Source organism: Pseudoalteromonas piscicida, from assembly GCF_002208135.1.
GTDB classification, from domain to species: domain Bacteria; phylum Pseudomonadota; class Gammaproteobacteria; order Enterobacterales; family Alteromonadaceae; genus Pseudoalteromonas; species Pseudoalteromonas piscicida_A.
Genome location: NZ_CP021646.1, coordinates 1837081 through 1864006 on the forward strand (window position 1 = coordinate 1837081; position 26926 = coordinate 1864006).

Consider the following 26926-nt stretch of genomic DNA (forward strand, 5'->3'; position numbering starts at 1 on the left):
TATGAAAAAATTACTAACTGCTGCTGCACTACTCACCCTAGTCGGCTGTTCTAAAGTAAGTTTAGAAAACTACAACAAAATAGAAGTGGGCATGGACAAAGCTGAAGTTGAGAGTATTCTTGGCTCTGCTGATAAGTGTGAAGAGAAAACACTACATACCAATTGCATTTGGGGAAGCGAAGACAAGCATATTAAAGTAACGCTACTTTCGGACAAAGTCACTTTGTATTCAAAGAAAGGGTTAGAATAACCTCGATAGATGCCTTTTCAGTGTTTAAGAAAAGGCATCTATTCACCTTATATAAATACCATTCAATATAGCCCTACTCCCCGACACAAAACCTTACAACTCAATCTAGATATGCGAATTGTTATATGCAGAACAATTCAGCTCCAAACTTTCAAAACCTTTTAAAATGATAAGTCTGAGCGGTTTATAGCGCAGCAATTGTTAGATCGCACGAAAGCCATTAAATCTTTTAAAACGGATAGGTACATAACCCAATTGGTCGAAGAAACAAAAAAGGGCCGTAAAGGCCCTTTACAACAAGTAGAAACTAGCAAAAATGAGGATTAGCGCATTGCCATCATCATTTTAGCCGGTTCCTCTAGGAAGATTTTCCATAAATTATTGAAACGTGCGATCGTGCCACCATCAATAATACGATGGTCGCCAGACCAACTTACTTGCATGATAGATCGCGCCACCACATTGCCTTGTGAATCAAAACGTGGTAACTGCTGCACTTTGCCTAGCGCAACGATAGCAACTTCTGGTTTATTAATAATCGGTGTGGCAACTGTGCCACCAATCGCCCCTATGTTTGAGATAGAGATAGTACCGCCTTTCAGTGAATCAGGAGATACTCGCCCCTCCCTAGCGGCTTCTGTCAGTTCAGTAACAGATTGGGCAACTTCAACAATTGATTTGCTTTGGCACGATTTAATATTTGGCACTAGAAGACCCAACTTGCTGTCCACCGCCATACCAATATTATGGTCATCAAAATAAGTGATTTCCGTACAGTCATCATTTACTTTTGCATTCAAAATTGGGAATTCGTTGATTGCAAGTGACAACGCCTTGATAAAAAACGGCATCATCGTCAGCTTCACGCCTTGTTTGGCATATTGCTCTTTCAAAGCGCCACGAAGCGCAATTAAATCGGTTAAGTCAATCTCGTCACAGTAAGTGAAATGCGGGATCGTCGAAACAGAGGCCACCATCTGTTTAGCCATCGCCGCTTTCATACCACGTAGAGGCTCAACTCTTTTACCACCTTCTGAGGTAGGAGTCGGCTTTTGCGTTAGAGGCTGTACAGTTGTACTGTTCTCTTGCTTAGTCGAAACGCCACTTGCACCGTGCTCAAGGAAATGTTCGATGTCCTCTTTATACACACGACCATTTTTACCAGAGCCTGGCACTTCAGAAAGATCAACACCAACCTCGCGCGCCTTGCGGCGAACCGCTGGAGAAGCTATCGCTTTACCATTTTTTGGTAAACTACGCGTAGCGTCATCGTTTGCAGTAGCTGCCTGTGCTGTACTTTCTTTAGGTTTGTGGACATCAGCGATTGGATCGTCTGATTTTCCGGCGTGAGATGACGCCAACTTCATTTGAAATAATGGACTATGCACTTGTGCTATCTCGCCTTTTTGATAATAGAGTTTCTCAACAGTACCATCGTACTTGGCTGGGATTTGCACTAGCGCCTTGTCAGTCATTACATCACAAACGGCCTGATCTTCTTTGATTTCATCGCCTTCAGCAACAAGCCATTCAACGATTTCGCACTCAACAATGCCTTCACCAATATCTGGTAAGATAAAGTCTTCAAGTACGGCATTGGTTGAAGTAGTTGGCGAGGATTGAGGTGCTGATTGCTCTGCTTGAGCAGCTTGCTCGCCGGCAACATCCATTGCAAACAAAGGTTCGTGCACCTTTGCAATTTCACCTTTTTCGTAATGCAGCTTAGTGATCACACCGTCATGTACCGCAGGGATCTGTACTAACGCCTTATCCGTCATCACGTCACAAATAGGTTGATCTTCTTTTACTTCATCGCCAACAGCCACCAACCACTCGACGATTTCGCACTCTACGATGCCTTCACCAATATCTGGTAAGATAAATTCTTTAGCCATAACTTATCCTTAAAATTCCATAGAACGTTTGATAGCGGCGAACACTTTAAGTGCATCTGGCACATACTCTTTTTCAAGTGCTAGAGGATATGGCGTGTCCAATCCACAAACTCGCTCAATTGGAGATTCTAAATGCAGGAAACACTCTTTTTGTATGGTTGCTGCAATCTCAGCGCCAAAACCATTCGTGATTGGCGCTTCGTGGCTCACAACCAAACGACCCGTTTTAACCACTGACTTGGCTACCGTCTCCATATCCCAAGGAAGAATGCTTCTTAAATCGATTATTTCACAGCTAATACCCGCTTCTTCAGCTTTTTGCGCTGCTTGTTCGATGATCTCCATCTGTGCGCCCCAAGCCAATAGCGTTATGTCAGTACCTGCTTTAATTACTTCGGCTTTACCAAGCTCAATGCTGTAATCTTCTTCAGGCACTTCACCAACAGAAGCGCGATATAAGCGCTTAGGTTCAAAGAAAATAACCGGGTTATCATCTTTAATGGCAGCACGCAGTAGGCCTTTTGCTTGATACGGGTTACGCGGTACTACAATTTTAAGACCAGGTGTATGTGCAAAGTAAGCTTCGGGTGATTGTGAATGATATAGACCACCTGCAATACCGCCACCGTATGGCGTACGGATTGTTAAGTTACCCACATCAAACTCATTACCCGAGCGATAACGGAACTTGGCCGACTCATTCACGATTTGGTCAAATGCAGGGAAGATATAATCCGCAAATTGAATTTCAGCAAGCGCAGGGGCACCAAACGCTGCAAGACCGTTGGCAAAACCCAAAATACCTTGTTCAGTCAATGGCGTATTAAAAACACGGTGTTTGCCATATTTTTCTTGAAGGCCTGAAGTTGCACGGAATACACCACCAAAGTAGCCGACGTCTTCACCAAAAATACACGCCTGCGGATGCTCCGCCATCGTGATATCTAGCGCCGAATTAATGGCGTGTAGCATGTTCATTTTAGCCATTATTTAATTCTCCCTGCTGTGACTGGGTATGCGTCTGGATAAGCTTTAATATGCTCTTTCAATTCATCATATTGCTTCTGCAGCGATGGAATTGGCGTGTCATAAACATCTGAGACCAGATCTTCTAATGCAGGCTTCTGTACTTTCTCTGCAACCTTCAATGCTGCTAGGATATCTTCACGGATTTTCTCTTTTTCCGCATCATCTTGGGCTTCATCCAGCCAGCCTTGTTTTAAGAGCCATTGCTTAAATCGATTTACCGGGCAACTATTTTTAAATTCAGCTTCTTCGTCTTTAGTACGGTAACCAGAAGGATCATCAGAAGTTGAATGTGCACCCAAACGGTATGCAATAGATTCAATCATCACCGGCTCACCGTTTTCAACTGCGATTTTACGCGCGGCTTGTGTCGCGGCGTACACGGCAAGCGTATCGGCACCATCCACACGGATAGTTTTAATACCATAGCCCACACCGCGAGCGGCAATACCATCACCTTTGAACTGTTCATCCGCAGGTGTTGAAATCGCATAACCATTATTACGAGCATAAAAGATGACCGGTGAACCATGCACTGCAGCCATGTTTAGACCGGCGTGGAAATCACCTTCTGACGCAGCACCTTCGCCAAAATAGCAAATCGTGACGTTGTCGATTTCAGAAGTTAGCTCACCAGTTTCTTTATCAATGTGTTTTAGCTTCTGGCCGTACGCATAGCCAGTTGCTTGAGGAATTTGCGTTCCTAGCGGCGACGAAATAGTTAGGTAATGTAATTCTTTAGACCCATAATGCACAGGCATTTGACGGCCTTTGCCTAAGTCCTTCTCATTCGAGAATAGCTGATTCATGAACTGTTCAAGTGAAAAACCACGATAGTGAATTGCGGCTTGTTCACGGTACTGAGCCATGATCATGTCATCTTCTTTAAGCGCTGCGGCACTTGCCGTAACAGCGGCTTCTTCGCCAAGACATTGCATGTAGAAGCTAATACGTCCTTGACGCTGAGCACCTTGCATACGCTCGTCAAGTAAACGAATAAACCGCATTGTTGAGTAAATTCTTAATGCCGTTTCTTTATCAATATCTGGTGCTGTTGCACCATCTAAAACATCGCCTTGGTCACTTAAAATCTTTAATGTAGGGATATTGAGTGCATGACCATCTATAAATTCCAGCGCGTGGCTGATATTTAAGGATATATTATTGGGGTTAGTCATAACCTACCTTCTCTTGTTGTCATAACAAACTTACGGAGTTCACACCCGACTTCCTCATACGAGATCTGGCTTCAGATTGCGTAAGACGAAAAGAGTCTTAACTCACCTCGCATTTATGATTGTGTTAATTGGTCTTGATCACATTCGTGGTTAGTATGAATAACTGGTCTAACAACTTATCAAAGACTGAATAATATTTGCGATTTAAGTAAGTAAATTAAATTAAAGCGTTTCAACTTTACGTTAACGTAAACGGTTATTCAACTAATCCTAGATGAATAACCGTTAAAATGCATCAATGTTTTTGGAAAGATTTTGATACGAAGATGAGTGGAATTTTACATCTATGATTTATATAAAGTTTTCATCAACTTCTAACGGTACAACGGTTAGTAATGCGCGTTGGCCTAAAGCAACATTGGCATTTGGGAAGATAATAGCTTCCCCTCAACCTCAGCGAAATATTGCTTGTCTCCGTCAGTCGCTAGCAATTCACCTTTCGAAAAGCCTGTAAAATTCTCTGCAGAATCAGCGAATGGAAAAGAAAACTCTGCTTGAGTACGATTGATGGTACGATGAACCGTAAATAGTTCGAACTCATCTGCATTAAATTCTTTATATTCTACCTTTTCTTGGCTAATTAATGCTTTTAACGTTTCTTTGGTTTTTGCAAAGCTCGCCATATTATTCTCACCAAATGGCTTCACCTGCCCAAGCTCGATAGTAAAAGCGTCGGCCCCAAACTGGTAAGAAGAAAAATAACTAAATGTCGTCGCCGCAGAGCGCATCATTAATACGGTGTTGACACCGCATGACAATAAAAATTGCAGCTGTGATTTCTTCCACGGCTTACCATGTAAAAAAGGATAGACTGCAAACTTCTCGTTTTTAGACCCTCGAATAGCAGTATGAAGGTCGTAGTGACAACGATAGCGCTCGTTACCACCCTGTGCAAAAAACGCCCTAACGTAACCCTCTAGTTTTTGTGCTCGGACCTTTTCGGGGTTATCTGTTTCTTGATTATGTGCGCCGTTAAATAGACGGTTTAGATTTTCATCGACAAAACGCTGGCCAATGTTAATGGATTTAGGGTTACCAAAAATAAACAACACACGCTGCGCCAACACCAGCTTGCCAGTAATAATATGTTGGATAAGCTCATCGCATATCTCAATTGGCGCGGTTTCATTGCCGTGCACCGCGCTCGATAGCACAATATCTTTCGTTGTTTCACCTGCGGGCGTAAACTGGATCACACCAGTATCATGGACTTCCACCAAGGTACCGTTGTCTAAAGTGAAGTTCACGGGTTCAAGTGTAAATTCGTTATTTCTTGTGATAGTAAGAAAGTCACCGCTTTGTTTTAATTCTGATAAGTACGTCATAATTCCAAATTGATGTTGTTGAGTAATCCGCATTGGGATAAAAAAAAGCCATACGAGGAGTATGGCTTGTAGAAGCTTTTGGTTAACTAATCACTGAGTCAACCAATGTCTTTGCCTCATGTTCAAGCTCAGCTAAGTGTGCTTCACCTTTAAATGATTCAAGATAAATTTTGTAGATATCTTCAGTGCCCGATGGGCGCGCCGCAAACCAACCATTTTCGGTTACGACTTTAAGGCCCCAATAGCCGCGCCGTTACCTGGGGCATTGGTTAATATCTGAGTAATTTGATCACCTGCTAGGGTGTCCGCCTTGATATTGTCTGCACTTAATGCCTTGAGCTTTGCTTTTTGCTCAGTATTTGCGGGTGCATCGATACGTTTGTATACAGGCGCGCCAAATGCTTGTTCAAAAGCGTGGTAATGTTGAGATGGCGATTTACCTGTAACAGCTAGGATCTCAGCGGCAAGTAACCCCATGATAAAACCGTCTTTGTCTGTACACCATGTGCTGCCGTCTTTTCTTAAAAACGCAGCGCCAGCACTCTCTTCACCGCCAAATGCGAGCTCTCCAGCCGCTAACCCGTCTACAAACCATTTAAAGCCAACTGGCACTTCGTAAACGTCTCGACCATTTGCGCCACACACTTTGTCAATCATGGCACTAGATACCAGTGTTTTACCGATTTTTACTGAGCTCTTCCAGCTTCGGTGTTTAATGAGGTAGTCAATTGCAACCGCTAAAAAGTGATTAGGATTCATCAGGTCGTCCGGCGTAACAATACCATGTCTGTCGAAGTCTGGATCATTACCGATACCAATATCGTAATCGTCTTTCAGTGCTATCAAATTAGCCATTGCAAAAGGAGACGAGCAATCCATACGCACCTTGCCGTCTTTATCAAGCGGCATAAAGGCAAAACTCGGGTCAACAACATCATTTACTACCGTAAGCTTCAAGTCATAGTGTTTGGCGATCACTGGCCAGAAATTAACACCTGAACCACCAAGTGGATCCACGCCAATATTAACACCGGCTTGAGCAATGGCTTCCATATCAATGATATTACCCAAGTCTTCAACATATGGTGTGATCAGATCTTCATATTTGATAAATCCAGATCTTCTCGCTTTCGCAAACGGGAATAATTCAACCTCAACCAAATCCTCGAGTAGTAGCTGATTAGCTCTATCTTCAATCCAGTTGGTGACATCAGTATCAGCAGGTCCACCATTTGGGGATTATATTTAAAGCCGCCATCTTCTGGCGGGTTATGTGATGGCGTAACGACAATGCCATCTGCAAGCTCGTGTGGATTGACTGCATTGTGCGAGACAATCGCGTGGCTGATCACAGGAGTTGGTGTGTAGTCATCATTTTCTTGTGTGATAACTTGTACTTCGTTGGCAACCAAAACCTCAATAGCCGAGTTAAAAGCGGCCTCCGACAACGCATGAGTGTCTTTACCAAGGAAAAGCGGACCGTAAATATTATTATTTTTACGATAATCACAAATCGCTTGAGTGATGGCCAGAATATGCGACTCATTAAACTTAAAATTAAGTGAGCAGCCTCGATGACCACTTGTGCCAAAGGCGACACAATGCTCTGGATGCGCTTCTAAATCAGGCTCATTTAAATAGTACGATGAAACCAGTTTAGGTACATTTACCAATAATTCTCTCGATACCTTTTTGCCAGCTTGCGGATGGATCGCCATAAGATTTCCTTACTTATAGGTAGTCTCTAATTTTCTCGGCAGCTTCATCTGTGTAACCTAACACCTTAGCTACTTCATGAAGCATCATTTTCTTTCTAGTCGTATTTGAATTTGTCATCACCCAATATTCACTGTCTACAATATTTTTCGGGTTCATGCTGCTGCCACTTTCGAGTAGTGCATTTTTACTCGTGGCGAAATAAATCCTGTCACGACCTTTAATCTCAAGCACACTTTTAAAATCGGATTTATGTGTTCGATGTAGCGCGGATAGGATAAACAAAAAGCGCCCGACTACACCCTTTTGCATGGCGAGCTCTTCTTTATTGAGAATATTAAAGACATTAGCTGCTGGCTTTATCGGTTGGCTTGGTGTTTTTGTTTGTGACTCAGCTGCAATTTCTTGTACTTGTTTTTCTTCCTGCTGTACGACGGGTTTAGATTCTGTCCCAGGAGTAAGTTTTAATAAACGACGTAAAATCTCAGAAGCACTTTCTCCAATACTTTGTGTGTTACTTGCAATGTATTGATATAGCTCGTCATCTATTTCTATCTTTTTCATGCGTTTCCTGTCATCTATGCTAATTAGGAGCAACTCATTTCAATTGTCACTTAGTATATCCAAATTTAACTTATTACTCTATGGCTTTGCATTTTTACTCTTCAATGTCACAATTAACGCCAAATTTGGAGGATTTATGCAGTTAAACTATCAACAAATTGGCGACCAAACGAAGCCCACAGTATGTATTATGCACGGACTCTTTGGTTCCTTGGAAAATTTAAATGTGGTGGCAAAAGCACTTGCTGAACATTTCAATGTGATTAACGTCGATTTGAGAAATCACGGTCGCTCTTTTCATGATGAGCAAATGTCCTATCCAATAATGGCAAAAGACATCAAAGCACTAATGGATGAGTTAAAACTGGATAAAATAAGCCTCGTTGGTCACTCGATGGGTGGTAAAGTGGCAATGCAATTCGCCCAATTATTCCCAGAAAGTATCAACAAACTTGTCGTATTAGATATTGCACCTGTTGATTATCACTCAAGACATGATGCAATAATAGCTGCGCTAAACGAAGTGCAAAAAAGTGATGTATCAAGTCGTAGTGAAGCAGATACCATCATGTCGCATTATATTGAAACCGTCGGTGTGCGTCAGTTTTTGCTCAAAAGTTTAGCAAAAAATGAAGAAGGCAAGCTTGCTTGGCGTTTCAATTTAGACGTAATTACTGAAAGATACGATACAATCACATCAAATATTAATGAAACTCATTCCTGTTTGTGCGATACTTTGTTCATTAAAGGGAATAACTCTGACTACATCCTGCCTGAGCATAGGGATGCCATCGCTCGTTTTTTCCCAAATGCGCGAGCAAAAATAATTCAAGGTGCGGGCCATTGGTTACATGCAGAAAAGCCCGAAGCGGTAAATCGCTCAATTATTGATTTTCTTCAATAAAACGAATCGAATTTACCGTTATAAACTTAATTTATGCATTTAGGTTATGTTATAGTAGCCGCCGTTTAAATATTGAGTAGAGCTCAGATGGTCAGTCAATTTATAAATGAATTTGAAACGCTAGGGCTGTGGTTTGCGCTAGCTGGTATATTCTTTTTCATCGGTATGGCGATTCAGGACGTACTGAAAAAAGGTGACGTGCCAAAGTTCGGACGCTATATCGTTTGGCTGGTGTTGTTTCTAGGTTGCTCTGGATTTATAGCAAAAGGCTTGATCCAAGTGTTTTGGCAAGGCGCAGGTGTTGGATAATGGCCAAGGCTGAAACAGATAGAACGACTATCGACCTATTTGAAAATGAAAAACGTCCCGGACGTCCTAAGACGAATCCACTGCCACGAGAAGTGCAGTTAAAGGTTAACAAGCGCAATCAAATCAAGAGAGATCGTGCTCGTGGCCTAAAAAGGGTAGAATTTAAGGTTTCATCAGAGTTGTATCAAGCGCTAAGTGATATGGCAGAGTCGCAAAACATTAGTCGAAGTGCACTCATCGAGACCATCTTACAAGAAAAGTTAGCGGTTAATAGATAAAAGGTAAGCAATTAATGGCAAGCGTAGGTATTTTTTTCGGCAGTGATACTGGTAATACAGAGCACGTTGCTAAAATGATTCAAAAAGAGCTAGGTAAAAAGCTCGTTGACGTAAAAGACATTGCTAAAAGCAGTAAAGAAGAGATTGCTGAATTCGATTTACTACTGTTCGGTATTCCAACATGGTACTACGGTGAAGCGCAATGTGACTGGGATGATTTTTTCCCTGAACTTGAAGAAGTCGATTTCGAAGGCAAGCTAGTTGCTATCTTCGGTTGTGGCGATCAGGAAGATTATGCTGAATACTTCCTCGATGCGATGGGCATGATCAACGACATCGTCACTGAGCGCGGCGCTATTGTTGTTGGCCATTGGTCTACCGATGGTTATGACTTTGAAGCGTCAAAAGCTGTCGTTGAAGATGGTAAATTTGTTGGTCTTGGTATTGATGAAGACCGTCAGCCAGAGCTAACAGAGCAACGAGTTAAACAATGGTGCGCACAAGTATATGACGAAATGTGCTTAAGCGAGCTGGAAGATTAATTCCATTTGCTTTGCACTTGCTGCCCGAGCAAGTTATTCTTAGGTATAGCGTCGTGAATATTGACCTAAGACAAATTATAACTAACAGATTGAGACAGATTTAATGACTGATCACAACTTAGAGCTTAAAAAGGCTGGTTTAAAAGTAACGCTTCCACGCATCAAAATTTTAGAGATCCTTCAGTCTCCTGATAATCAACACATCAGCGCAGAAGATGTGTACAAGATCTTATTAGACAAAGGTGAAGAAATTGGTCTAGCTACGGTATATCGCGTACTAAACCAATTTGATGATGCTGGTATTGTAACACGTCACCACTTTGAAGGCGGTAAATCTGTTTTCGAGCTGTCTGGCAGCACGCACCATGATCACTTGGTATGTTTAAAATGTGGCAAAGTTGTCGAGTTTGAAGATGACGTTATTGAAACACGCCAAGAAGAAATCGCGAACAGCAATGGCATCAAACTGACTAATCACTCACTATATCTATACGGTGAGTGTGAAGATAAAGAAGCGTGCAAAAAGTACGCTGAGGAAAATGGTAACTAACCTACCTTTTCGCCAATTTAAGCATTAAGCCAGCAAATTGCTGGCTTTTTAGTTCGCTAAATTTGGTAGTGTTTAGAAATCTGTGTCATTTCAGTAATATTAAGAGAAAGGAATGATACATGACTCAATCTTTCTACTTCAACAAAGCATTAGCCGAACTTCAATCTGGTAAAGGTTTAACTGGCGAAGATGGTGTTTTAACGCCACTCATTAAACAGTTAACCGAAGCTGCTTTAAAAGCAGAGCTAGAACAACATTTAGGCTCTGATCCGCAACCTAACCGCAAGAACGGCACAAGCAAGAAAACGATTAGATCATCCGTCGATCAATTTGAGCTTGAAACGCCAAGAGATCGTACAGACTCGTTTGAGCCTCAGTTGGTTAAGAAAAATCAAACCAAGCTAACGCCTGAAATTGACCAAAAAACCCTTTCCATGTTTGCTTTAGGCATGAGCTACCGGGATATTCGAGGCCACGCTCAGGAAATGTACGGCATTGAAATATCAGAAGCCACTATAACAGGCATAACTGACCAGCTAATACCAGAGCTTAAGGCTTGGCAATAACGAAGTCTTGATACCCTGTATCCGTTCATCTGGCTTGATGCTATTCACTATAAAATCAAAGAGAATGGCCGCTACGTTAGCAAGGCGGTTTACACCGTCCTTGGTATTAATATCGAAGGCCGTAAGGAATTACTTGGTCTGTATGTTTCAGAAAGTGAAGGCGCAAACTACTGGTTATCGGTGTTAACTGATTTACGCAATCGTGGCGTATCCGATATTTTAATTGCTTGTGTTGATGGACTTAAAGGCTTCCCTGAAGCGATTGGCACTATCTACCCTGAAACAGAGGTTCAACAGTGCGTTATCCATCAAATACGTAACTCAATGAAATACGTTGCTTCAAAACACCAGAAAGCATTCATGTTGCACTCGACGAACTCGATGCCAAATGGGGCAAGCTATATCCCATCGTTATCGAATCTTGGCGCCGTAAATGGTCGAATTTATCCGTTTACTTCAAGTATCCTGATTATGTGCGTAAGGCGATTTATACGACCAATGCAATTGAAGCAGTGCACCGTCAATTTAGGAAGTTAACCAAAACTAAGGGGGCATTCCCGAACGAAAATAGCTTGATGAAATTATTGTATGCCGGCATATTGAATGCTTCGAAGAAATGGACAATGACAATCCATAGCTGGAATCTGACATTGTCGCAATTAGCCATCCACTTCGAAGGCCGGTTAGATGGTGTGCTAGATATTTAGCAATTTAGGCTGACACAGAATTCTGAACGCCCTCCTAAATTTAGCTACTGAATTAACTCCGATATACCGTTTTCAATTTACTTCGTTGTCTTGACGAACCATAATCACTTTGCTTGAGCATATTCATACAAAGCTGGTATAGCGCACAACTCTCTGCCTTGCCATCAAATCAGTCCCTTGAGTAATCTTCTTTAAATACAAAATCCTCAATTTAGTGTTAAAAAGTAGAATGCCCAAGCAATCTATACGATAGTACAATTTAAGCGACCGATTAGCGAGTATCTATAGACACATTTCCAGTGCAGTTCCACTACAATAATACCGAGAATGGCTGTTATAGCTCTTGCAGTATTCCATTCCTTTTTGGTTTCAGCTGTATAAAAAATGAGACTTTTTCCAACCCAGCACATTTTGATGTATATCACTAATAACCTACTTTCTTAAGCTGCTCCACTACATGTGTTTTCCTATCTACTATTTTATTGAGAGCCTTTCGTAGACAATACAACATCATGTGTAATGACGTACAGCCTTCAACATCATTTCACATTGTGTACAAGGTATTTACTTTTGACTAAACACTGAATTTATTTTTGTATCGTACACGATTACCATTTGTAAGGCGGGTTTTTATTGTGGACAATGTAACATTTGCCATTGAGCAAAATAACTTGTTTTTTCGCTGTTCGTTGACCCCATTTACCAATGGTTGCAAGCAATGCCTCAGAAACTACAGGCTCTCAGTTTAGACCATAATAGTACTAGTCTCACTAAGACAATAATATCTATAAGGCCATGTATTTTATTAAAATCTGCCAATGTTATTCGATTAAATTCATGGTACAAGTTAGGTCATGGTCAACTAAGGAACTACGAAAATATTAAATAAAACGACGAAAAATACCACTTACCTCTTTTTACATTTCAAATCAAAACTTAAAATATAAGCTCAACTTTTTAAAGTATAAAAACACAAAAACTTGAAAGTTATTTATAAAATGTGTACCGTTATTTACAACCACAATTAAAAAGGAATAAAAATGAAAAAAACTATTGTATTTTTTGCATTAATAACATCACTAACATTAAATGCAAATACAAATACAGCGCTTAATTCGAGTCAAAGCAATAATGTAACAACATATTGTGAATATATGCCTTATATCAATGGGCGCTTTTCTTTAGGTGATATACATAGGGTTGTAAAAAATGGAGACGTAGGCTGCAATGAGTATGTAACTGTTACAACTCGAGCTATAGATGTCGGAGGGCCGATTCCAGGTTATGAAGTTCAGCACCGTAGATACAAGCTTTTCCTGAAATATACAAAATAGTAAATCAATGGGTTACGTCAACAATAACGATGTAACCCAATAAAGTCTCTACATCTATCAATTATTTCAATATTATAAGCTATTTTATAGAGCGCTCTACAGGACCATTTTTCCATCTATCAACAAAACTGTCATTTAACTATTGGAATAACTCAATGTAAGACTCAGCTGTTAGAATTACCCGCATCTGTTTTGATTTGCTGCATAAACACCACCTTCCATTTATATGGTCACTATATCGTAGAGTACAATTCCAGCTGATCTTTGTGTGCTTTTTTAAAAGCAGCTCTAGAAACGCAAGTCTCTAGATACTTTCGGCAATAGCTATATTGTTTTAGCCCATCAAACCTATCGACCAAACGAAGTACATCAGCCATCGCGATGTCTGCAACAGAAAATTGCTCAGCCAACCAGTTTCTCTCCCTAAGATATTCATTCATGTGTTTCAAGCGACTATGTAAAAATCGCTCTATCGCTTTGCTGCCATCACTCTCAAAAGTATCTCCAGAAAATTTCAAAATTGTCCATGGAAGACTCGCCATTTCTACAGAGTTGAGCGCGGCGAATAGCCACTGTATTACCGATGAGCTATTTTCTGTCGATATTAATTCATCGCTATGCTCAGCGATGTATAACAGACCAGCACCACTTTCGAATATTTCCTTATCTTCATGGCTAAGCCAAGGAACTTGGCCAAATGGTTGATGTAAATAATGCGTATTTTCTCGTTCATTGAAAGCGGTAAGCTCTATATCATAGGGTATGCCCGCCTCTTCTAGCGCCCACCGCAAGCGAATATCCCGGACATAACCTCGTGGCAGCTCAGGCACCCAATCAAACGTGGTAATGGTAAAGTTCGACATATATCAGCTCCATGTCAATTGGACTGATAACTCAGCCCAATTTAATAACTAAGGTTAATACTCTACTATTGTCTTAAAGCCACCATAGATAAGCCTTTTGCCATCAAACGGCATTGGATTAGCTTCTTGATCGCAAATAGGATCTTTAAATACTTCTGCCATTCCAGCATCACGGACTTCTTTTGAAGGCCAAGTGATCCAGGAAAACACCACAGTTTCATCAGGCTTACATTTTACAGCCAGTGGAAAAGAGGTAAGCGTTCCATCAGGAACATCATCCCCCATGCTTCGACAACGCGTTCTGCTCCAAACTTTTTAAACACATTTGCCGCTTTACTGGCGTGCGCCTGATATTCTTCGCGCTTATTGGTGGGTACAGCGCATACAAAACCATCAATATAACTCATCTTTGACCCCTCTCTTATTCACGTCTTTGTGCTTCATAGCTGACATTGTTCTCGTCTTGCAACTCGCGAACTGGCCGAATTTCGATGCTGCCATAGCGTGCAGGCGGAATTTTGCTAGCCACTTAGATAGCCTCATTTAAGTCTTTAACATCAAGTAAATAGAAGCCCGCAAGCTGCTCTTTAGTCTCTGCAAAAGGACCATCGGTAATATCAACTTTACCCGCTCGTACCCGCAATGTTGTCGCACTTTGAGTTGAGAGCAACGCGTTACCCCCTATCATCTGCTCGCGCTCTTTTAATGATTCCCCGCACGCGATGCATTCACGGTTAAGTGCGTCCCATTCATCTTGTGAGAGCTTTTCCATTGCGTGTTCATCGTAATAAACCAAAGCGACATATTTCATAGTGTGTCCAGCTCCTTATTAAATGATATCTGAATAGCGAGCATCTTTTGCTGCTCGCTTTGACTTAGCTATTCCGTACTCGTGGTCAATTAGCGGCGTTACTAGGTAGCATCACCATCCACGCCACACCGAATTTATCAACGACTTGACCATAAAGGGGGGACCAAAATGTTTCTTGTAATGGCATTCTGACCGTGCCACCATCGGCTAGAGCATTGAATGCACGGTGAGCTTCTTGTTCAGAATCAATTGTTATAGACAGGCTAAATCCTGCAAACGAAGCATCATCACCACAGCCGTCAGATGCAAAAATCTTCATATCGCCAATACTAAACTCACAGTGCATTACTTTATCTGAAAAGTTTTCTGGTATCGCACCATCTGGGATAGGATCTGGACTTTCGTTAAAGCGCATAAGTAGACCGACTTTGGCATATAGATGCTGTTGATAGTATTCAAGTGCCTCTTCGGTACGCCCTGCAAAAAACAAATAATTGCAAACATTCGCAGTTTGCATCGCAATCTTTTGTCTTAATTGTTCTTCGTCTGCGAGGATTTCGCCGCAGGGATCAATATCTGCAAAGTCAGCCATTTCATAAAACGGTCGAACTTCAATATCTGATTCCTCATTCATGGGATTAGGGCAGCGCTTAACCCATTCTAGCGCCTCTTCCATCGATGTTACTTCCCAAACCCAATAACCCGCAATTAACTCATTAGTCTCTGCAAAAGGCCCTTTAGTTACAATCCGCTCTTCGCCTTTAAAACGAACGCGAACTCCCTCTTTACTCGGCTTTAAACCATCACCAGAAGTCATAATTCCAGCATCAACTAATGCATTATTGAATTCCCCCATCGCAGCCATTAATTCCGCGGTTGGTAACTCCCCTGCTTCAGACCCTTCACTTGCTTTTACAATCACCATTACTTTCATCGTCAATTCTCCTGTTGTCTTTCGTAAATAGAGCTGAATAACCAAAGATCACCTGCGGTTTTGATAAATAAAGTGCTCTATACACTCTAGTCGAATGCATTCTCTAGAGATCGACAAAGTAAGGAAAATTTTCTTAATTAATTTTCACCGAGCTTGAGAAGCTTTTGTTTGAGAACCCTTTGCTCTGGTAATTGCGTAGTTAAATTAAGAGCCGTTTTAAATGCATTAATCGCACTTGCGGTTCTGCCAGCACGAGATAATAGTTCGCCATAAGCCGCATGAGCCAAGTGATACCTTTGCATTTCTTTGTGTTCTAGTAGCCGCTCTATAATGGTAATACCCGCATCTGGTCCCTCTTTCATAGCGATTGCGACCGCTTGGTTGAGCTCAATAACAGGAGACGGGCTCACTTGGTGTAGCTGAGTATATAACTCGACAATCTGTGACCAATCTGTCGCCGCGGCGGTTGTCGCAACTGCATGAGTCGCAGAGATAGCCGCTTGAATGGTGTAAAAGCCATATTCACCGGCGCGCATTATTTCAGCGACCAACTGCGTACCTTCTGCAATCATACCTTTACTCCAAAGGCTTCGGTCTTGATCTTCCAGTAAAATAATGTCGCCACAGGCATTGGTGCGCGCCGCCTTTCTTGCATCATTCAGGAGCATCAAGGCGAGTAACCCCGCCACTTCTGGATCTGGCGTTAGAGAATAAAGTAAACGAGTTAAGCGGATGGCCTCCGAAGTCAGCTCACTGCGTATTGCAAGTTCGCCTTGTGTTGCTGAATATCCTTCATTAAAGACCAGATAGATAACTGTCAGCACCGCATCAAGTCGGTTGTTAAAGTCAGTATCGTCTGGCAGCTCGAACGGTATACGGGCATCACGGATCTTCGCTTTGCCGCGCACAATTCGTTGTGCCATTGTTGTGTTAGACACCAAAAATGCACTGGCAATTTCTTCTGTTGTCAGTCCACAGACCTCCCGCAGAGTAAGCGCAACTTGTACTTTTGGATCAATAGCCGGATGGCAGCAAGTAAAAATTAATCGCAATTGGTCGTCTTCAATTGCATTGGCGTTTTGCTCTTGAGCGTGGCCTGCGATGTCAGAAATCTCATCCATTTCAGTAGCAGCAACTTCTAGCTTTTCTCTTTGACGTTGCTGTTTACGTATTGCATCAATGGCTTTAAAGCGACCAGTAGAAATTAACCAAGGGACTGGGTTTTCTGGCATACCTTGAGTAGGCCAGTGTTTTAACGCCATATTAAACGCGTCTTGCAATGCTTCTTCCGCTAACTCAAAGTCACCTAGAAGGCGGATCAGTGTAGCGTAAATTTTCCGGCTTTCTTGCTTGTACAGCACTTCTATAGACTTACGAATAGCATTGCTATCGCAAGCAAGTTGATTGCTCACCACTTTCCTTCGTCAGCTAGGTTATAGCCATTTGAATTGGTATAGTCACTATTTCATAAATCAGCAAGCGCCTCAACTTGACGCCATCAACTCTGAAAGGCTCAGCAGATTAGTTTTAGCCTGGGCAGATCCACCTTCTTTTTCCTATACTCTACGCGCTATGCAATTAAAGCAACCGGGGTTTGCATTGTGAATATGCACATATTCGATTTTATGGTCGTCAAATATGGTATGGAGGAAGTCTTTAATTTCCATTCCTTTTACGATTTGCGCCTCTATCATTACACCTACGCTGTCGTAGGCCCTGATGGACAGTAATCTGGTTTGCAAGATTTCTGGCACTTCATTTACTTTAGGCTCTGCCAGTAAAGCATGTTCCCTCACAAAGATAGGCCCAGAAGAGCGATATGGCGATAAAGTAGTATGGTGCTGATAATGTACTAACAACACCACCTCCCCTATTTCTGCTTCTTGTAGGGAAACGCGACAAGGATAGCCAGGTTTAGCGTCAACGACGAGCCTCTTGGCATGTAATGCCGCTAGTTCTTCATCGCTTAAAGAAAATAAATGCTTAAATTGTTTGTAGTCAATCGCGTTAATTTGAAATTGTGTTGTCATGTTTACCACTCCTGCTTTCACTATAATTAGTGTAAAGAGCTGGCGGTTAATGACTGGCCAGAAGTGGTACTAACACCTAACCAACACCTAAGTGTTAACAACAAATGTTTTGGGGTTTTTGGGAAAGAAAAAGTCAGGCTGGCGGTCACGTAAAGCAAACTCACGTGTATTTTTATAGGGTAGCTTCATAAAACCTGCTACGCCATAATCTTGAATACTCACCGCGTATTGCATGATCCGAGTCAGTAGCGCCTTAAATTGCGCTTCTTTATTAGCATCAAGTAGCCGGTAGTAATAGTGGATTTTCATCCTATCTTGTAACGATTCAAAAATGATGCAACCTGTATGATGGATTTGGTTTAACTCGAACACACATTGAATTATCTGTCTTGGCAGCTGCAGCTGCTCGTCTGGATCTTTGCCGTCTTCAAAGTATGAATGCGGACGTGTAATTTCATTACTCGAAATATCGCTAACGCTAAATTCTAGTTCTGGCAGATGGTCAAATTGGAATGCACCGGTGCCGTCACGAGTCAATTGAATAGTTTGCCGCGCGTCGAACAAACAGCATTTAAACAAACCTTTTTGTTTGATCCCCTGCGCAATCATTACGGTGGCGTTCAACGCGTCTTTAAATGCAAGACTCAATGTTTCATCGTGTAAAATAAGACTCGACTCAACAAATACCTGCGCGTCTTTCCAGTGAAAACTGAGACCACCAACGACTGGGTATTTTGCCAGTCTGCTGATTGAGGCCAAAAAGGCTTTCTCGGTATCGCCGGTATCAAACAAAAACTCTTTATAATATCTATCTAATTGCGCGTCGTTTACGTCTCTTAGATTGTGTTTATCGTCAGCACGACGCAAAAACTGCTTGCGTGAGCTGTAGACGACCGTTTCAGGCTTAACTGTGGTTTCGTAGGTCCAAAAAGGAATACGGGATTTTTTCTCTGACTGTGTTAAATCAGGTAAATACATTTTTGCCATTGCTGGCATATTACGAACAAAGTAATCCCCTGCACTATCCCTCGTTGCTTTGTCTTTGCTAAGCATGCCATCTAGCACCTGCGCAAATACTTTTGGCAGCCCCAAAGCGCTAGCAGGAATGACCTGAGCGCCAAAGCGACATGATTGTGCACTAGCCAGTGCATAAATCGTCGATGCAACGCCTTGTTCATCGAAACGAGGAGAAGATTGTGCACCCGACATTTGCTCATCGCCAATAAAATACACATCCCCCATCCGAGCGTTGGTCGTACTTACATCAGATGACATCAAGTCCATGATATTGCTGGCGATGGGTTCACCATGCACGTCCACCTGAGCATAGACAGAGCTTCCCCAATCAACCAAAGAGAAACCATCGGAAGCTTCATCCCAAACGATATTGGATGGCTTAATATCTCCATGAACGATAGGCTGAGGAGACATGCCATTGCGACGCTCGCGTAAATCAACCAACACATTTCTGAGTTTTAACGCGAGGCTTACCAACTCATGCGCTTTAAAACGGCCCTTTTTGAGTGAGATCTTTTCTAAATCTTCACCAGGAGCACGCTCCATCATTAAAATGCCTTGCTTTTTTACTCGCTCGAAGGCATAGAAGTTTGGCACCATCGGGTTATCAATTTGCGACAACATATAGCCTTCATCTTCAAGCCTATCACGCACACTTTGGGCAAGCGTGATCCGGGAAAATTTAAACACCCAGTCTTTCCCCATATCACTTGTACCAGCAAATACGAAGCCAAATGCACCGGAGCCAATTACCTCAACATGTTTATAGCCAAGTTGACTCAATTGCTTTTTGCAGATATTCAGCCATTGACGGTGCTTTTTTGCATCATGATGAGACAGTAAGTAGATGGACTGCTGTTCGTTGATATAGAAGTGTTGGATGGATTTTTCAGACATAATTGTACGTAGAAAAAGCAATAAAAAAGGTCGACATTAGCCGACCTCATTCAGTATTAACCTTGCTGTTCTATCTTAGCCCACGAATCACGTAGACCAACAGTTTGGTTAAACATTAGCGCTTCTGACTTGTTATCACGACAGAAGTAACCTAAACGCTCAAACTGATAACCTTGCTCAGGCTTAGCGTTTGCAAGCGCTGGCTCAAGTTTGGCATTTGCAATGGTTACCAAAGAGTCTGGGTTTAATACTTCCGTGAAATCTTCAGCCGCCGCTGGGTTTGGTACAGTAAATAGGCGGTCATACTGACGCACCGGCGCTTTAATACAATGTGAAGCAGATACCCAATGAATTACGCCTTTCACCTTGCGGCCATCTTCTGGGTTTTTACCCAAAGTATCAGGGTCGTAACTACAGTAGATTGTCGTAATATTACCGTTTTCGTCTTCTTCAATACGCTCAGCTTTAATCACATAAGCATTACGAAGACGCACTTCTTTACCTAGCACCAAACGCTTGAACTTTTTGTTCGCTTCTACGCGAAAATCTTCTTGTTCAATGTAGACTTCGCGCGTAAACGGTAGCTCACGCTCGCCCATGTCTAACGTTGGGTGATTAGGCGCTTGTAGCATTTCAACTTTATCTGCATCAAAGTTTTCAATGACTAGCTTAACCGGGTCAAGTACCGCCATTGCACGTGGTGCATTTTCGTTTAGGTCGTCACGGATACACGCTTCAAGCATCCCCATTTCAACCATGTTGTCCATTTTGGTTACGCCAATGCGCTTACAAAATTCGCGGATTGCAGCTGGTGTATAACCACGACGACGAAGGCCTGCAATTGTCGGCATGCGCGGGTCATCCCACCCTTCAACATGGTTATTAACAACCAAGTCGTTGAGCTTACGCTTCGACATCACCGTGTATTCAAGATTTAAACGAGAAAACTCGATTTGCTGTGGATGACACTCGATGCTGATGTTATCCAGCACCCAGTCATACAAACGGCGGTTATCTTGGAACTCCAGTGTACAAAGTGAATGCGTGATCCCTTCAAGCGCATCGGAAATACAATGCGTAAAGTCATACATTGGATAGATGCACCACTTATCACCTGTTTGGTGGTGGTGCGCAAAACGTACACGATAAATAATAGGGTCCCGAAGCACCATAAATGAACTTGCCATATCAATCTTAGCGCGAAGTACACATTCTCCTTCTTTGAACTCACCATTTCTCATTTTTTCGAATAAGGCTAAGTTCTCTTCAGGTGAAGTGTCACGATAAGGGCTATTTTTGCCAGGCTCAGTCAACGTACCACGATATTCACGCGCCTGCTCCGGCGACAAGAAGCAAACGTACGCTTTACCATTTTCGATTAGCTCAACCGCGTAGCTATAGAGCTTGTCAAAGTAGTTTGATGAATAGCAAATTTCGCCATCCCATTCGAAACCTAGCCAGTGTACGTCTTCTTGGATCGATTTAACGTAGTTAATGTCTTCTTTTTCTGGGTTGGTATCATCAAAGCGTAAGTTACACTTACCTTGATAATCTTGGGCAATACCAAAGTTTAAGCAAATTGATTTAGCATGGCCAATGTGCAAAAAGCCATTTGGCTCAGGTGGAAAACGTGTGTGCGTAGACGCATGTTTGCCACTGGCAAGATCCGCATCAATAATGTTGCGAATAAAGTTTGATGGGCGATTTTCAGTTTCCGCCATAGGAAATCTTTCCTCTGAATTATGCTCTTAGTTAACCTTGGCATTATTACAAAAACTCAGCCGAACTTACAGCAATTATCTGCGCTGTATCAGGATTTATTCACTTAGTTAAATGTTCATCAGATTTTTGTGACAAATTTTGTTCTAGCGCAATATTTCCGTCACAACTTCATCCTATAGTTGCGCCATCTCAGTGTTTATACCACAAACACTGCTTAAGTTACGTTACCGAGGAAAGGACAAAAGTAATGGCTTCAATGAATTTGAATCGTGTTTATATATCAACTAAAGCTAGAAACAATCACTATATTCTTGCTGAGTTTAAACCGGATGATGCATTCTATGCATGTTTTGACTCCAGCAACGCGTGTTACGAGCGTTTGTCTCGCCAGCTATTCGCGCTGTGTGACGAATATGAACTGCATAATGTACATGTAATCGCAAACGATAAATTGCCAGTGGTGCGTTACCACGATGAAGCCTATACCATGCAAACGGAAAAGCAGATTTTATTTTTCTATAATCCTAAGTTCCACGAAGCGCACCAAACTTATCTCAATGACGGGTACCAAGCGCGTAAAATCCGCTTATTGTTTTTAGCCACAGGAAATGAACTGCGCGCGAATGCAGCAACCTTCCACAGCAAAGTGAAAAAGGTGCTAGATGCGCTTAAGGAAGGGTTTTCTCCGGTAGAACCTCAGTTTAGAGTGCGAGACCATCAACATTTAACCTATGACCTATTTGCCAAAGCGAAAGGCGACAAAGAGTCGTATGGCTATAAGTTGCGTGCACTTTACCCACGTTATCAAGCCAGAAACTGCACGTTACCAGAAGAATATAGCGAAATGACTTATGCGACCTTTAACATTCCAGTGTCACGTGCAATAAAAACAGAGTTCCAAAGCCAAATGCGCCCTGGTGATTACCAGCAATTCTATCGCACAATAGAAGATGCATTTCTTTCTTCTTGCGCCGATAAACAGCTCAATATGGTAGCAATGGTAGCCGATGGCCGTCTGCCTATCGTCAGAAGCGCCAAAATCGATAAGTCCGATACTAACCGAGAGCTACAAAAACTGAGTTTTGATATCAGTTCAGGTGACAATCAAATTTACTCATTGTTTAACGAAGCAAATTTAGTGGACACCATCCGCTTTGTCATTGTCGCCAATGACAAAGACAAAAAAGACATGGGATATGGCCGCTTTATGAATCATGTAGAAACCGCTATCAAGCGATTTGTCGCTCAACTCCCTGTTAATGTTGAAAAGCAAGACATCAACGTACGCTTCTTCCAACATATTAGTTACGACTACTAACCATTAAATAAGATTTGGGCGCTTCCTAGCAAGTCATTGCGCCCTACTTCTTTACGAGAATAATATAAGCATCAATTTAAACGACGAGATAATTAACTCTCGTAATTGAAATTATAATTTTTTATACCAAGTAAGGCCTGAATACGGTTGGCGCTGCAAGCTTTTTACCCGACTTTGCAAACTGCCGCTATGGATCTCGAGTTTGTGATGATCGGGGTCATAAATATAGAGCGAGTCTCCTTCGCTGCTATTTTGCTGCCATAAGCCAACCCCGTTTTCCAATATCGTTTTAGAAAAAGTCGTAAAGTCTTCGGCAGCAACACTGAACGCTATATGGCTGTAATCTGAACTTGGAGATATTTCCCCTAAAGATAAGCAAAGCCATACGTCGCCAAGCATTAGATACGCCCCTTTGTCCCAAGTAACCCAAAGCTCGAACCCTAGCAAGCCGCAGTAAAAATCAAGTGACGTGTTTAGGTTAGATACTGCTATTGTGATGTGATTTAAACCTGTAAGCATTTTACCTCCAGCTAGACACGAAAAAAGCCGCGACCAAAGGTACAACGGCTTTAACAACCAGAATTATTTCTCTTGATGTAGGCTAGCTACATAAAGTAGCGTTACAGTGCTTGTTCAAGCTCCGGTAACGCATCAAATAGATCCGCAACTAGACCATAATCAGCTACTTGGAAAATAGGCGCTTCTGGGTCTTTGTTGATGGCGACAATGACCTTAGAATCCTTCATACCCGCAAGGTGTTGAATAGCGCCGCTGATCCCAACTGCAATATATAAGTTAGGTGCCACAATCTTACCGGTTTGGCCAACCTGCATATCATTAGGTACAAAGCCCGCGTCAACAGCTGCACGAGACGCACCAATAGCGGCCCCTAGTTTGTCGGCAATACCATTTAACAAGGCGAAGTTTTCACCGTTTTGCATACCACGGCCACCTGAAATAACAACCGGTGCGGCAGTTAATTCCGGACGCTCAGATTCAGTTTGTTCAATGCTCACAAACTCGCTCACTTGAGAGGCAATACTTTTCGAGTGATTCTCAATGTCGCATGCAGCTTGAGTCTCAACGGCGTCAAATGCTGATGCACGTACAGTGATAACTTTTTGTGAGTCTAGTGATTTCACAGTCGCAATCGCATTACCCGCATAAATTGGACGCTTAAAGGTATCTGCATCAATCACATCGATAATTTCCGAGATCTGTGATTTATCGAGTAACGCCGCCACACGTGGCGCGATATTTTTACCTGTGGTAGATGCTGAAAACAAAATGTGTGAAAAATTACTAGCTAATTCAACAACGAGCTCAGATGTATTTTCTGCCAATTGGTGCTCAAATGAAGCATCGTCAACGGCTACCACCTTCTGCACACCAGCGATCTGCGCAGAGTGATTGGCAGCCTCAGCAATGTTATGGCCTACAACTAATACGGTAACGCCGCTTGCGATCTTTGTTGCAGCAGCAACCACCTTAGCGGTTTCCGGCTTTAATACGCCATTTTCGTGCTCAGCAATAACTAATACGCTCATGAGATCACCTTTGCTTCTGTTTTTAACTTGTTTACTAACTCTTCAACACTCTCAACCATCACGCCACCAGAGCGCTTAGCTGGTTCTTCAACTTTCACCAATTCAATACGAGGTGCTAAATCAACGCCTAATGAATCCGCTGCGATTACGTCTAGTGGTTTACGCTTCGCTTTCATGATATTTGGGAGTGAAGCATAACGAGGTTCGTTCAAACGTAAATCCGTTGTCACGACAGCAGGAAGTGATAGTGACACCGTTTGCAAGCCGCCATCAACTTCACGCGTTACTTGCACCTTATCACCTTCCACCACTACTTTAGAGGCAAAAGTACCCTGAGCACGCTTGGTTAACGCCGCTAGCATTTGCCCTGTTTGGTTATTATCAGAATCGATAGACTGTTTGCCTAGAATGACCAGCTCTGGATTTTCCTGTTCCACTACCTTAGCCAATAGCTTTGCAATATGCAGAGATTCAAGCTTTGCGTCTGTTTCAATATGAATCGCTTTATCTGCACCGAGTGCCAGCGCCGTTCTCAGCTGCTCTTGGCAAGCTTTATCGCCAATTGATACTGCAATAACTTCTGTCGCAGTGCCCGCTTCTTTTAAACGAACCGCCTCTTCTACTGCAATTTCACAAAATGGGTTGATCGCCATTTTAACGTTGCTCAAATCAACATCACTGTTGTCAGGTTTGACTCTTGCCTTTACGTTGTAATCAATCACGCGTTTGATTGGCACAAGTACTTTCATGGTTACTCCATCATCTGGTTATTCTCTAAGCTGACGTCTACGTCAACAAATTATTTTATTGGTTTCAGACTACTTCCTGTTGACGTAAACGTCAACCTCAAATAACCTTAGTTTAACGAAATTCAAACTAAAGCCTCTCTTTAGTTAATCTACCGTCAAATAGTGTGAGGTTAATAATGGTCGAACGTGAAACCATGGAGTTTGATGTTGTGATAGTTGGTGCAGGTCCTGCGGGCCTGTCTTGCGCTATCCGACTAGCTCAACAGGCTCAAGAAAAACAACAAGAATTAATGATTTGTGTAGTCGAAAAAGGTTCAGAAGTAGGTGCACATATTTTGTCTGGTGCAGTATTTGAAACCAAAGCACTAGACGAACTTATCCCTGATTGGGCTGCAAAAGGCGCTCCCGTGACAACGAAAGTGACGGGTGACGACATTTATTTATTCAAAAATGAAACCAATGCCACCAAACTGCCTCATCTAGTGGTACCAAAAACATTTAAAAATGACGGCAACTATATTGTTTCTATGGGGAATGTCTGCCGTTGGCTCGCTGAACAAGCAGAGCAACTTGGTGTTGAAATTTTCCCAGGCTTTAGCGCCCACTCTCTAATTATTGAAGAGCAACAAGTTAAAGGTATTATTACCGGTGATATGGGCTTAGATAGAGATGGCCAACCTAAAGACAGCTACATGCCTGGAATGGAGCTTAGAGCGAAATATACAGTATTTGCTGAAGGTTGCCGTGGCCACTTAGGCAAACAACTTATAGCTGAATTTAAACTGGATAAAGACGCTTCTCCTCAACACTATGGCATCGGCTTTAAGGAAATTTGGCAAGTAGACCCAAGCAAGCATAAAGAAGGTCTTGTTGTACACGGCACAGGCTGGCCGCTCGACAATGATACACATGGCGGTTCATTTATGTATCATGCTGAAAACAATCAAGTCGTGGTCGGGTTAATCATCGACTTAAATTACACTAATCCACACCTAAGTCCATTTGATGAATTTCAGCGTATGAAGCATCACGACACCTTTGCCAGTGTACTTGAAGGTGGTGAGCGCATTGCCTATGGTGCTCGAGCAATCGCCAAAGGTGGCTTTCATAGCCTACCTAAAATGCATTTCCCAGGTGGTTTACTGATTGGCTGCGACGCAGGTACCCTCAACTTTGCCAAAATTAAAGGCAACCATACTGCAATGAAGTCCGGTGTGCTTGCAGCCGATGCCATCATTGAGGCATTAGACCAAGAAAGCGCTCCGTCAGACTTGGTAAGCTTTGCCGACAAATTTAAGGCAAGCTGGCTTTATGATGAGCTTTATCAATCTCGCAACTTTGGCCCAGCAATGCATAAGTTAGGTCGTATTATGGGTGGCGCCTACAATATGATCGACCAAAACATTTTCTCAGGTTCGCTACCATTTACCATTAAGGACGAACATCAGGATCACGCACAGCTTAAGCTTGCATCTGAGTCGCAAACTATAAGTTACCCAAAGCCGGATGGTAAATTAAGTTTTGACAAACTTTCTTCCGTATTTTTATCGAATACTAACCATGAAGAAGTGCAACCATGTCATTTACAGTTAAAAGATTCTGATATACCAATCAAAGTGAATTTAGCTAAGTTTGATGAGCCTGCACAGCGCTACTGCCCCGCAGGCGTGTATGAAGTAAACGAAAACGAGCAAGGTGAGAAGCTGTTTGTCATCAATTCGCAAAACTGTATTCATTGCAAAACCTGCGATATTAAAGATCCGAGCCAAAATATTACCTGGGTCACACCAGAAGGGGCTGGTGGTCCGAACTATCCAAACATGTAATACCAATA

23 protein-coding genes and 4 pseudogenes are annotated in these 26926 nt (G+C 42.3%); 10 read left to right on the forward strand and 17 right to left on the reverse strand.

Features of this window, described 5'->3' with window-relative positions:
* Window position 1 precedes the first annotated feature (1 nt).
* On the forward strand, window positions 2-250 hold the full coding sequence (locus B1L02_RS08670; protein ID WP_088530714.1) for a DUF3862 domain-containing protein: 249 nt from the start codon (window positions 2-4) through the stop codon (window positions 248-250).
* A 323-nt stretch (window positions 251-573) separates the two neighbouring features.
* On the opposite strand, the gene B1L02_RS08675 is transcribed toward B1L02_RS08670, so the two are convergent.
* From B1L02_RS08675 to seqA, 6 genes and pseudogenes are all read right to left on the reverse strand, one after another.
* Entirely contained in the window at window positions 574-2145 is a 1572-nt protein-coding gene (locus B1L02_RS08675) for a dihydrolipoyllysine-residue acetyltransferase (RefSeq protein WP_088530715.1), read from the reverse strand.
* A gap of 9 nt (window positions 2146-2154) precedes the next feature.
* Entirely contained in the window at window positions 2155-3132 is a 978-nt protein-coding gene (locus B1L02_RS08680; RefSeq protein ID WP_088530716.1) for an alpha-ketoacid dehydrogenase subunit beta, read from the reverse strand.
* Window positions 3132-4349, reverse strand: coding sequence for a thiamine pyrophosphate-dependent dehydrogenase E1 component subunit alpha (locus tag B1L02_RS08685; RefSeq protein ID WP_088530717.1), 1218 nt, complete (start codon window positions 4347-4349; stop codon window positions 3132-3134). The genes B1L02_RS08680 and B1L02_RS08685 overlap by 1 nt, the downstream gene beginning before the upstream one ends.
* 351 nt (window positions 4350-4700) lie before the next feature.
* Window positions 4701-5734, reverse strand: a pseudogene (gene astE, locus B1L02_RS08690) (succinylglutamate desuccinylase).
* 82 nt (window positions 5735-5816) lie between these two features.
* Window positions 5817-7452 (reverse strand): annotated as a pseudogene (gene pgm / locus B1L02_RS08695) (phosphoglucomutase (alpha-D-glucose-1,6-bisphosphate-dependent)).
* Window positions 7453-7465: 13 nt separating this feature from the next.
* Window positions 7466-8014, reverse strand: coding sequence for a replication initiation negative regulator SeqA (seqA, locus tag B1L02_RS08700; protein ID WP_088530718.1), 549 nt, complete (start codon window positions 8012-8014; stop codon window positions 7466-7468).
* Between the two features lie 136 nt (window positions 8015-8150).
* Here seqA and B1L02_RS08705 point away from each other — a divergent pair, with 136 nt between their 5' ends.
* The 7 genes and pseudogenes from B1L02_RS08705 to B1L02_RS08735 all read left to right on the forward strand — a co-directional run bounded on the left by B1L02_RS08705 (window position 8151) and on the right by B1L02_RS08735 (window position 13204).
* Window positions 8151-8918 (forward strand): alpha/beta fold hydrolase, encoded by a 768-nt coding sequence (locus B1L02_RS08705; protein WP_088530719.1) that lies wholly within the window; start codon window positions 8151-8153, stop codon window positions 8916-8918.
* 87 nt (window positions 8919-9005) lie between these two features.
* On the forward strand, window positions 9006-9227 hold the full coding sequence (locus B1L02_RS08710; protein WP_010372701.1) for a DUF2788 domain-containing protein: 222 nt from the start codon (window positions 9006-9008) through the stop codon (window positions 9225-9227).
* Window positions 9227-9505: a LexA regulated protein gene (gene ybfE, locus B1L02_RS08715; protein WP_010372698.1), complete on the forward strand. Its 279-nt coding sequence runs from the start codon at window positions 9227-9229 to the stop codon at window positions 9503-9505. Before B1L02_RS08710 ends, ybfE begins: the two co-directional genes overlap by 1 nt.
* Before the next feature lie 14 nt (window positions 9506-9519).
* The gene (gene fldA / locus B1L02_RS08720) at window positions 9520-10047 is read left to right on the forward strand and encodes a flavodoxin FldA (protein ID WP_010372695.1); all 528 of its coding nucleotides are present in this window, start codon (window positions 9520-9522) and stop codon (window positions 10045-10047) included.
* A 103-nt stretch (window positions 10048-10150) separates the two neighbouring features.
* A complete protein-coding gene (fur, locus tag B1L02_RS08725) occupies window positions 10151-10597 on the forward strand; it encodes a ferric iron uptake transcriptional regulator (protein ID WP_010372691.1) in 447 nt (148 codons plus the stop codon).
* A gap of 119 nt (window positions 10598-10716) precedes the next feature.
* A pseudogene (locus B1L02_RS08730) lies at window positions 10717-11870 on the forward strand (IS256 family transposase).
* Between the two features lie 1040 nt (window positions 11871-12910).
* A complete protein-coding gene (locus B1L02_RS08735) occupies window positions 12911-13204 on the forward strand; it encodes a hypothetical protein (RefSeq protein WP_045963822.1) in 294 nt (97 codons plus the stop codon).
* A gap of 233 nt (window positions 13205-13437) precedes the next feature.
* Here the strand turns inward: B1L02_RS08735 and B1L02_RS08740 are convergent, their stop codons facing one another.
* The 8 genes and pseudogenes from B1L02_RS08740 to glnS all read right to left on the reverse strand — a co-directional run bounded on the left by B1L02_RS08740 (window position 13438) and on the right by glnS (window position 21477).
* A complete protein-coding gene (locus B1L02_RS08740) occupies window positions 13438-14067 on the reverse strand; it encodes a glutathione S-transferase family protein (RefSeq protein WP_088530720.1) in 630 nt (209 codons plus the stop codon).
* Between the two features lie 54 nt (window positions 14068-14121).
* A pseudogene (locus B1L02_RS08745) lies at window positions 14122-14474 on the reverse strand (DUF1428 domain-containing protein).
* A gap of 122 nt (window positions 14475-14596) precedes the next feature.
* Window positions 14597-14878, reverse strand: coding sequence for a YciI family protein (locus B1L02_RS08750; protein WP_223192062.1), 282 nt, complete (start codon window positions 14876-14878; stop codon window positions 14597-14599).
* An 85-nt stretch (window positions 14879-14963) separates the two neighbouring features.
* Complete coding sequence (locus B1L02_RS08755; RefSeq protein WP_088530721.1) at window positions 14964-15812, reverse strand: YciI family protein; 849 nt, start codon at window positions 15810-15812, stop codon at window positions 14964-14966.
* Between the two features lie 137 nt (window positions 15813-15949).
* The gene (locus B1L02_RS08760; RefSeq protein ID WP_088530722.1) at window positions 15950-17224 is read right to left on the reverse strand and encodes an RNA polymerase sigma factor; all 1275 of its coding nucleotides are present in this window, start codon (window positions 17222-17224) and stop codon (window positions 15950-15952) included.
* Between the two features lie 144 nt (window positions 17225-17368).
* Window positions 17369-17842, reverse strand: coding sequence for a DUF1203 domain-containing protein (locus tag B1L02_RS08765; protein ID WP_088530723.1), 474 nt, complete (start codon window positions 17840-17842; stop codon window positions 17369-17371).
* 87 nt (window positions 17843-17929) lie between these two features.
* Entirely contained in the window at window positions 17930-19756 is a 1827-nt protein-coding gene (locus tag B1L02_RS08770) for a protein kinase domain-containing protein (protein WP_088530724.1), read from the reverse strand.
* Window positions 19757-19812: 56 nt separating this feature from the next.
* Window positions 19813-21477, reverse strand: a complete 1665-nt coding sequence (gene glnS, locus B1L02_RS08775; RefSeq protein WP_088530725.1) for a glutamine--tRNA ligase — start codon at window positions 21475-21477, stop codon at window positions 19813-19815.
* A 248-nt stretch (window positions 21478-21725) separates the two neighbouring features.
* On the opposite strand from glnS, the gene B1L02_RS08780 reads away from it, so the two are divergent.
* Complete coding sequence (locus tag B1L02_RS08780; protein WP_088530726.1) at window positions 21726-22796, forward strand: DUF3083 family protein; 1071 nt, start codon at window positions 21726-21728, stop codon at window positions 22794-22796.
* Between the two features lie 111 nt (window positions 22797-22907).
* Here B1L02_RS08780 and B1L02_RS08785 read toward each other — a convergent pair whose 3' ends face one another.
* From B1L02_RS08785 to B1L02_RS08795, 3 genes are all read right to left on the reverse strand, one after another.
* Complete coding sequence (locus B1L02_RS08785; RefSeq protein ID WP_088530727.1) at window positions 22908-23315, reverse strand: VOC family protein; 408 nt, start codon at window positions 23313-23315, stop codon at window positions 22908-22910.
* Window positions 23316-23416: 101 nt separating this feature from the next.
* A complete protein-coding gene (locus B1L02_RS08790) occupies window positions 23417-24343 on the reverse strand; it encodes an electron transfer flavoprotein subunit alpha/FixB family protein (protein WP_088530728.1) in 927 nt (308 codons plus the stop codon).
* On the reverse strand, window positions 24340-25092 hold the full coding sequence (locus B1L02_RS08795) for an electron transfer flavoprotein subunit beta/FixA family protein (protein ID WP_088530729.1): 753 nt from the start codon (window positions 25090-25092) through the stop codon (window positions 24340-24342). Before B1L02_RS08795 ends, B1L02_RS08790 begins: the two co-directional genes overlap by 4 nt.
* A 176-nt stretch (window positions 25093-25268) precedes the next feature.
* On the opposite strand from B1L02_RS08795, the gene B1L02_RS08800 reads away from it, so the two are divergent.
* Window positions 25269-26918, forward strand: a complete 1650-nt coding sequence (locus B1L02_RS08800; RefSeq protein WP_088530730.1) for an electron transfer flavoprotein-ubiquinone oxidoreductase — start codon at window positions 25269-25271, stop codon at window positions 26916-26918.
* The last annotated feature ends 8 nt before the right edge of the window (window positions 26919-26926 follow it).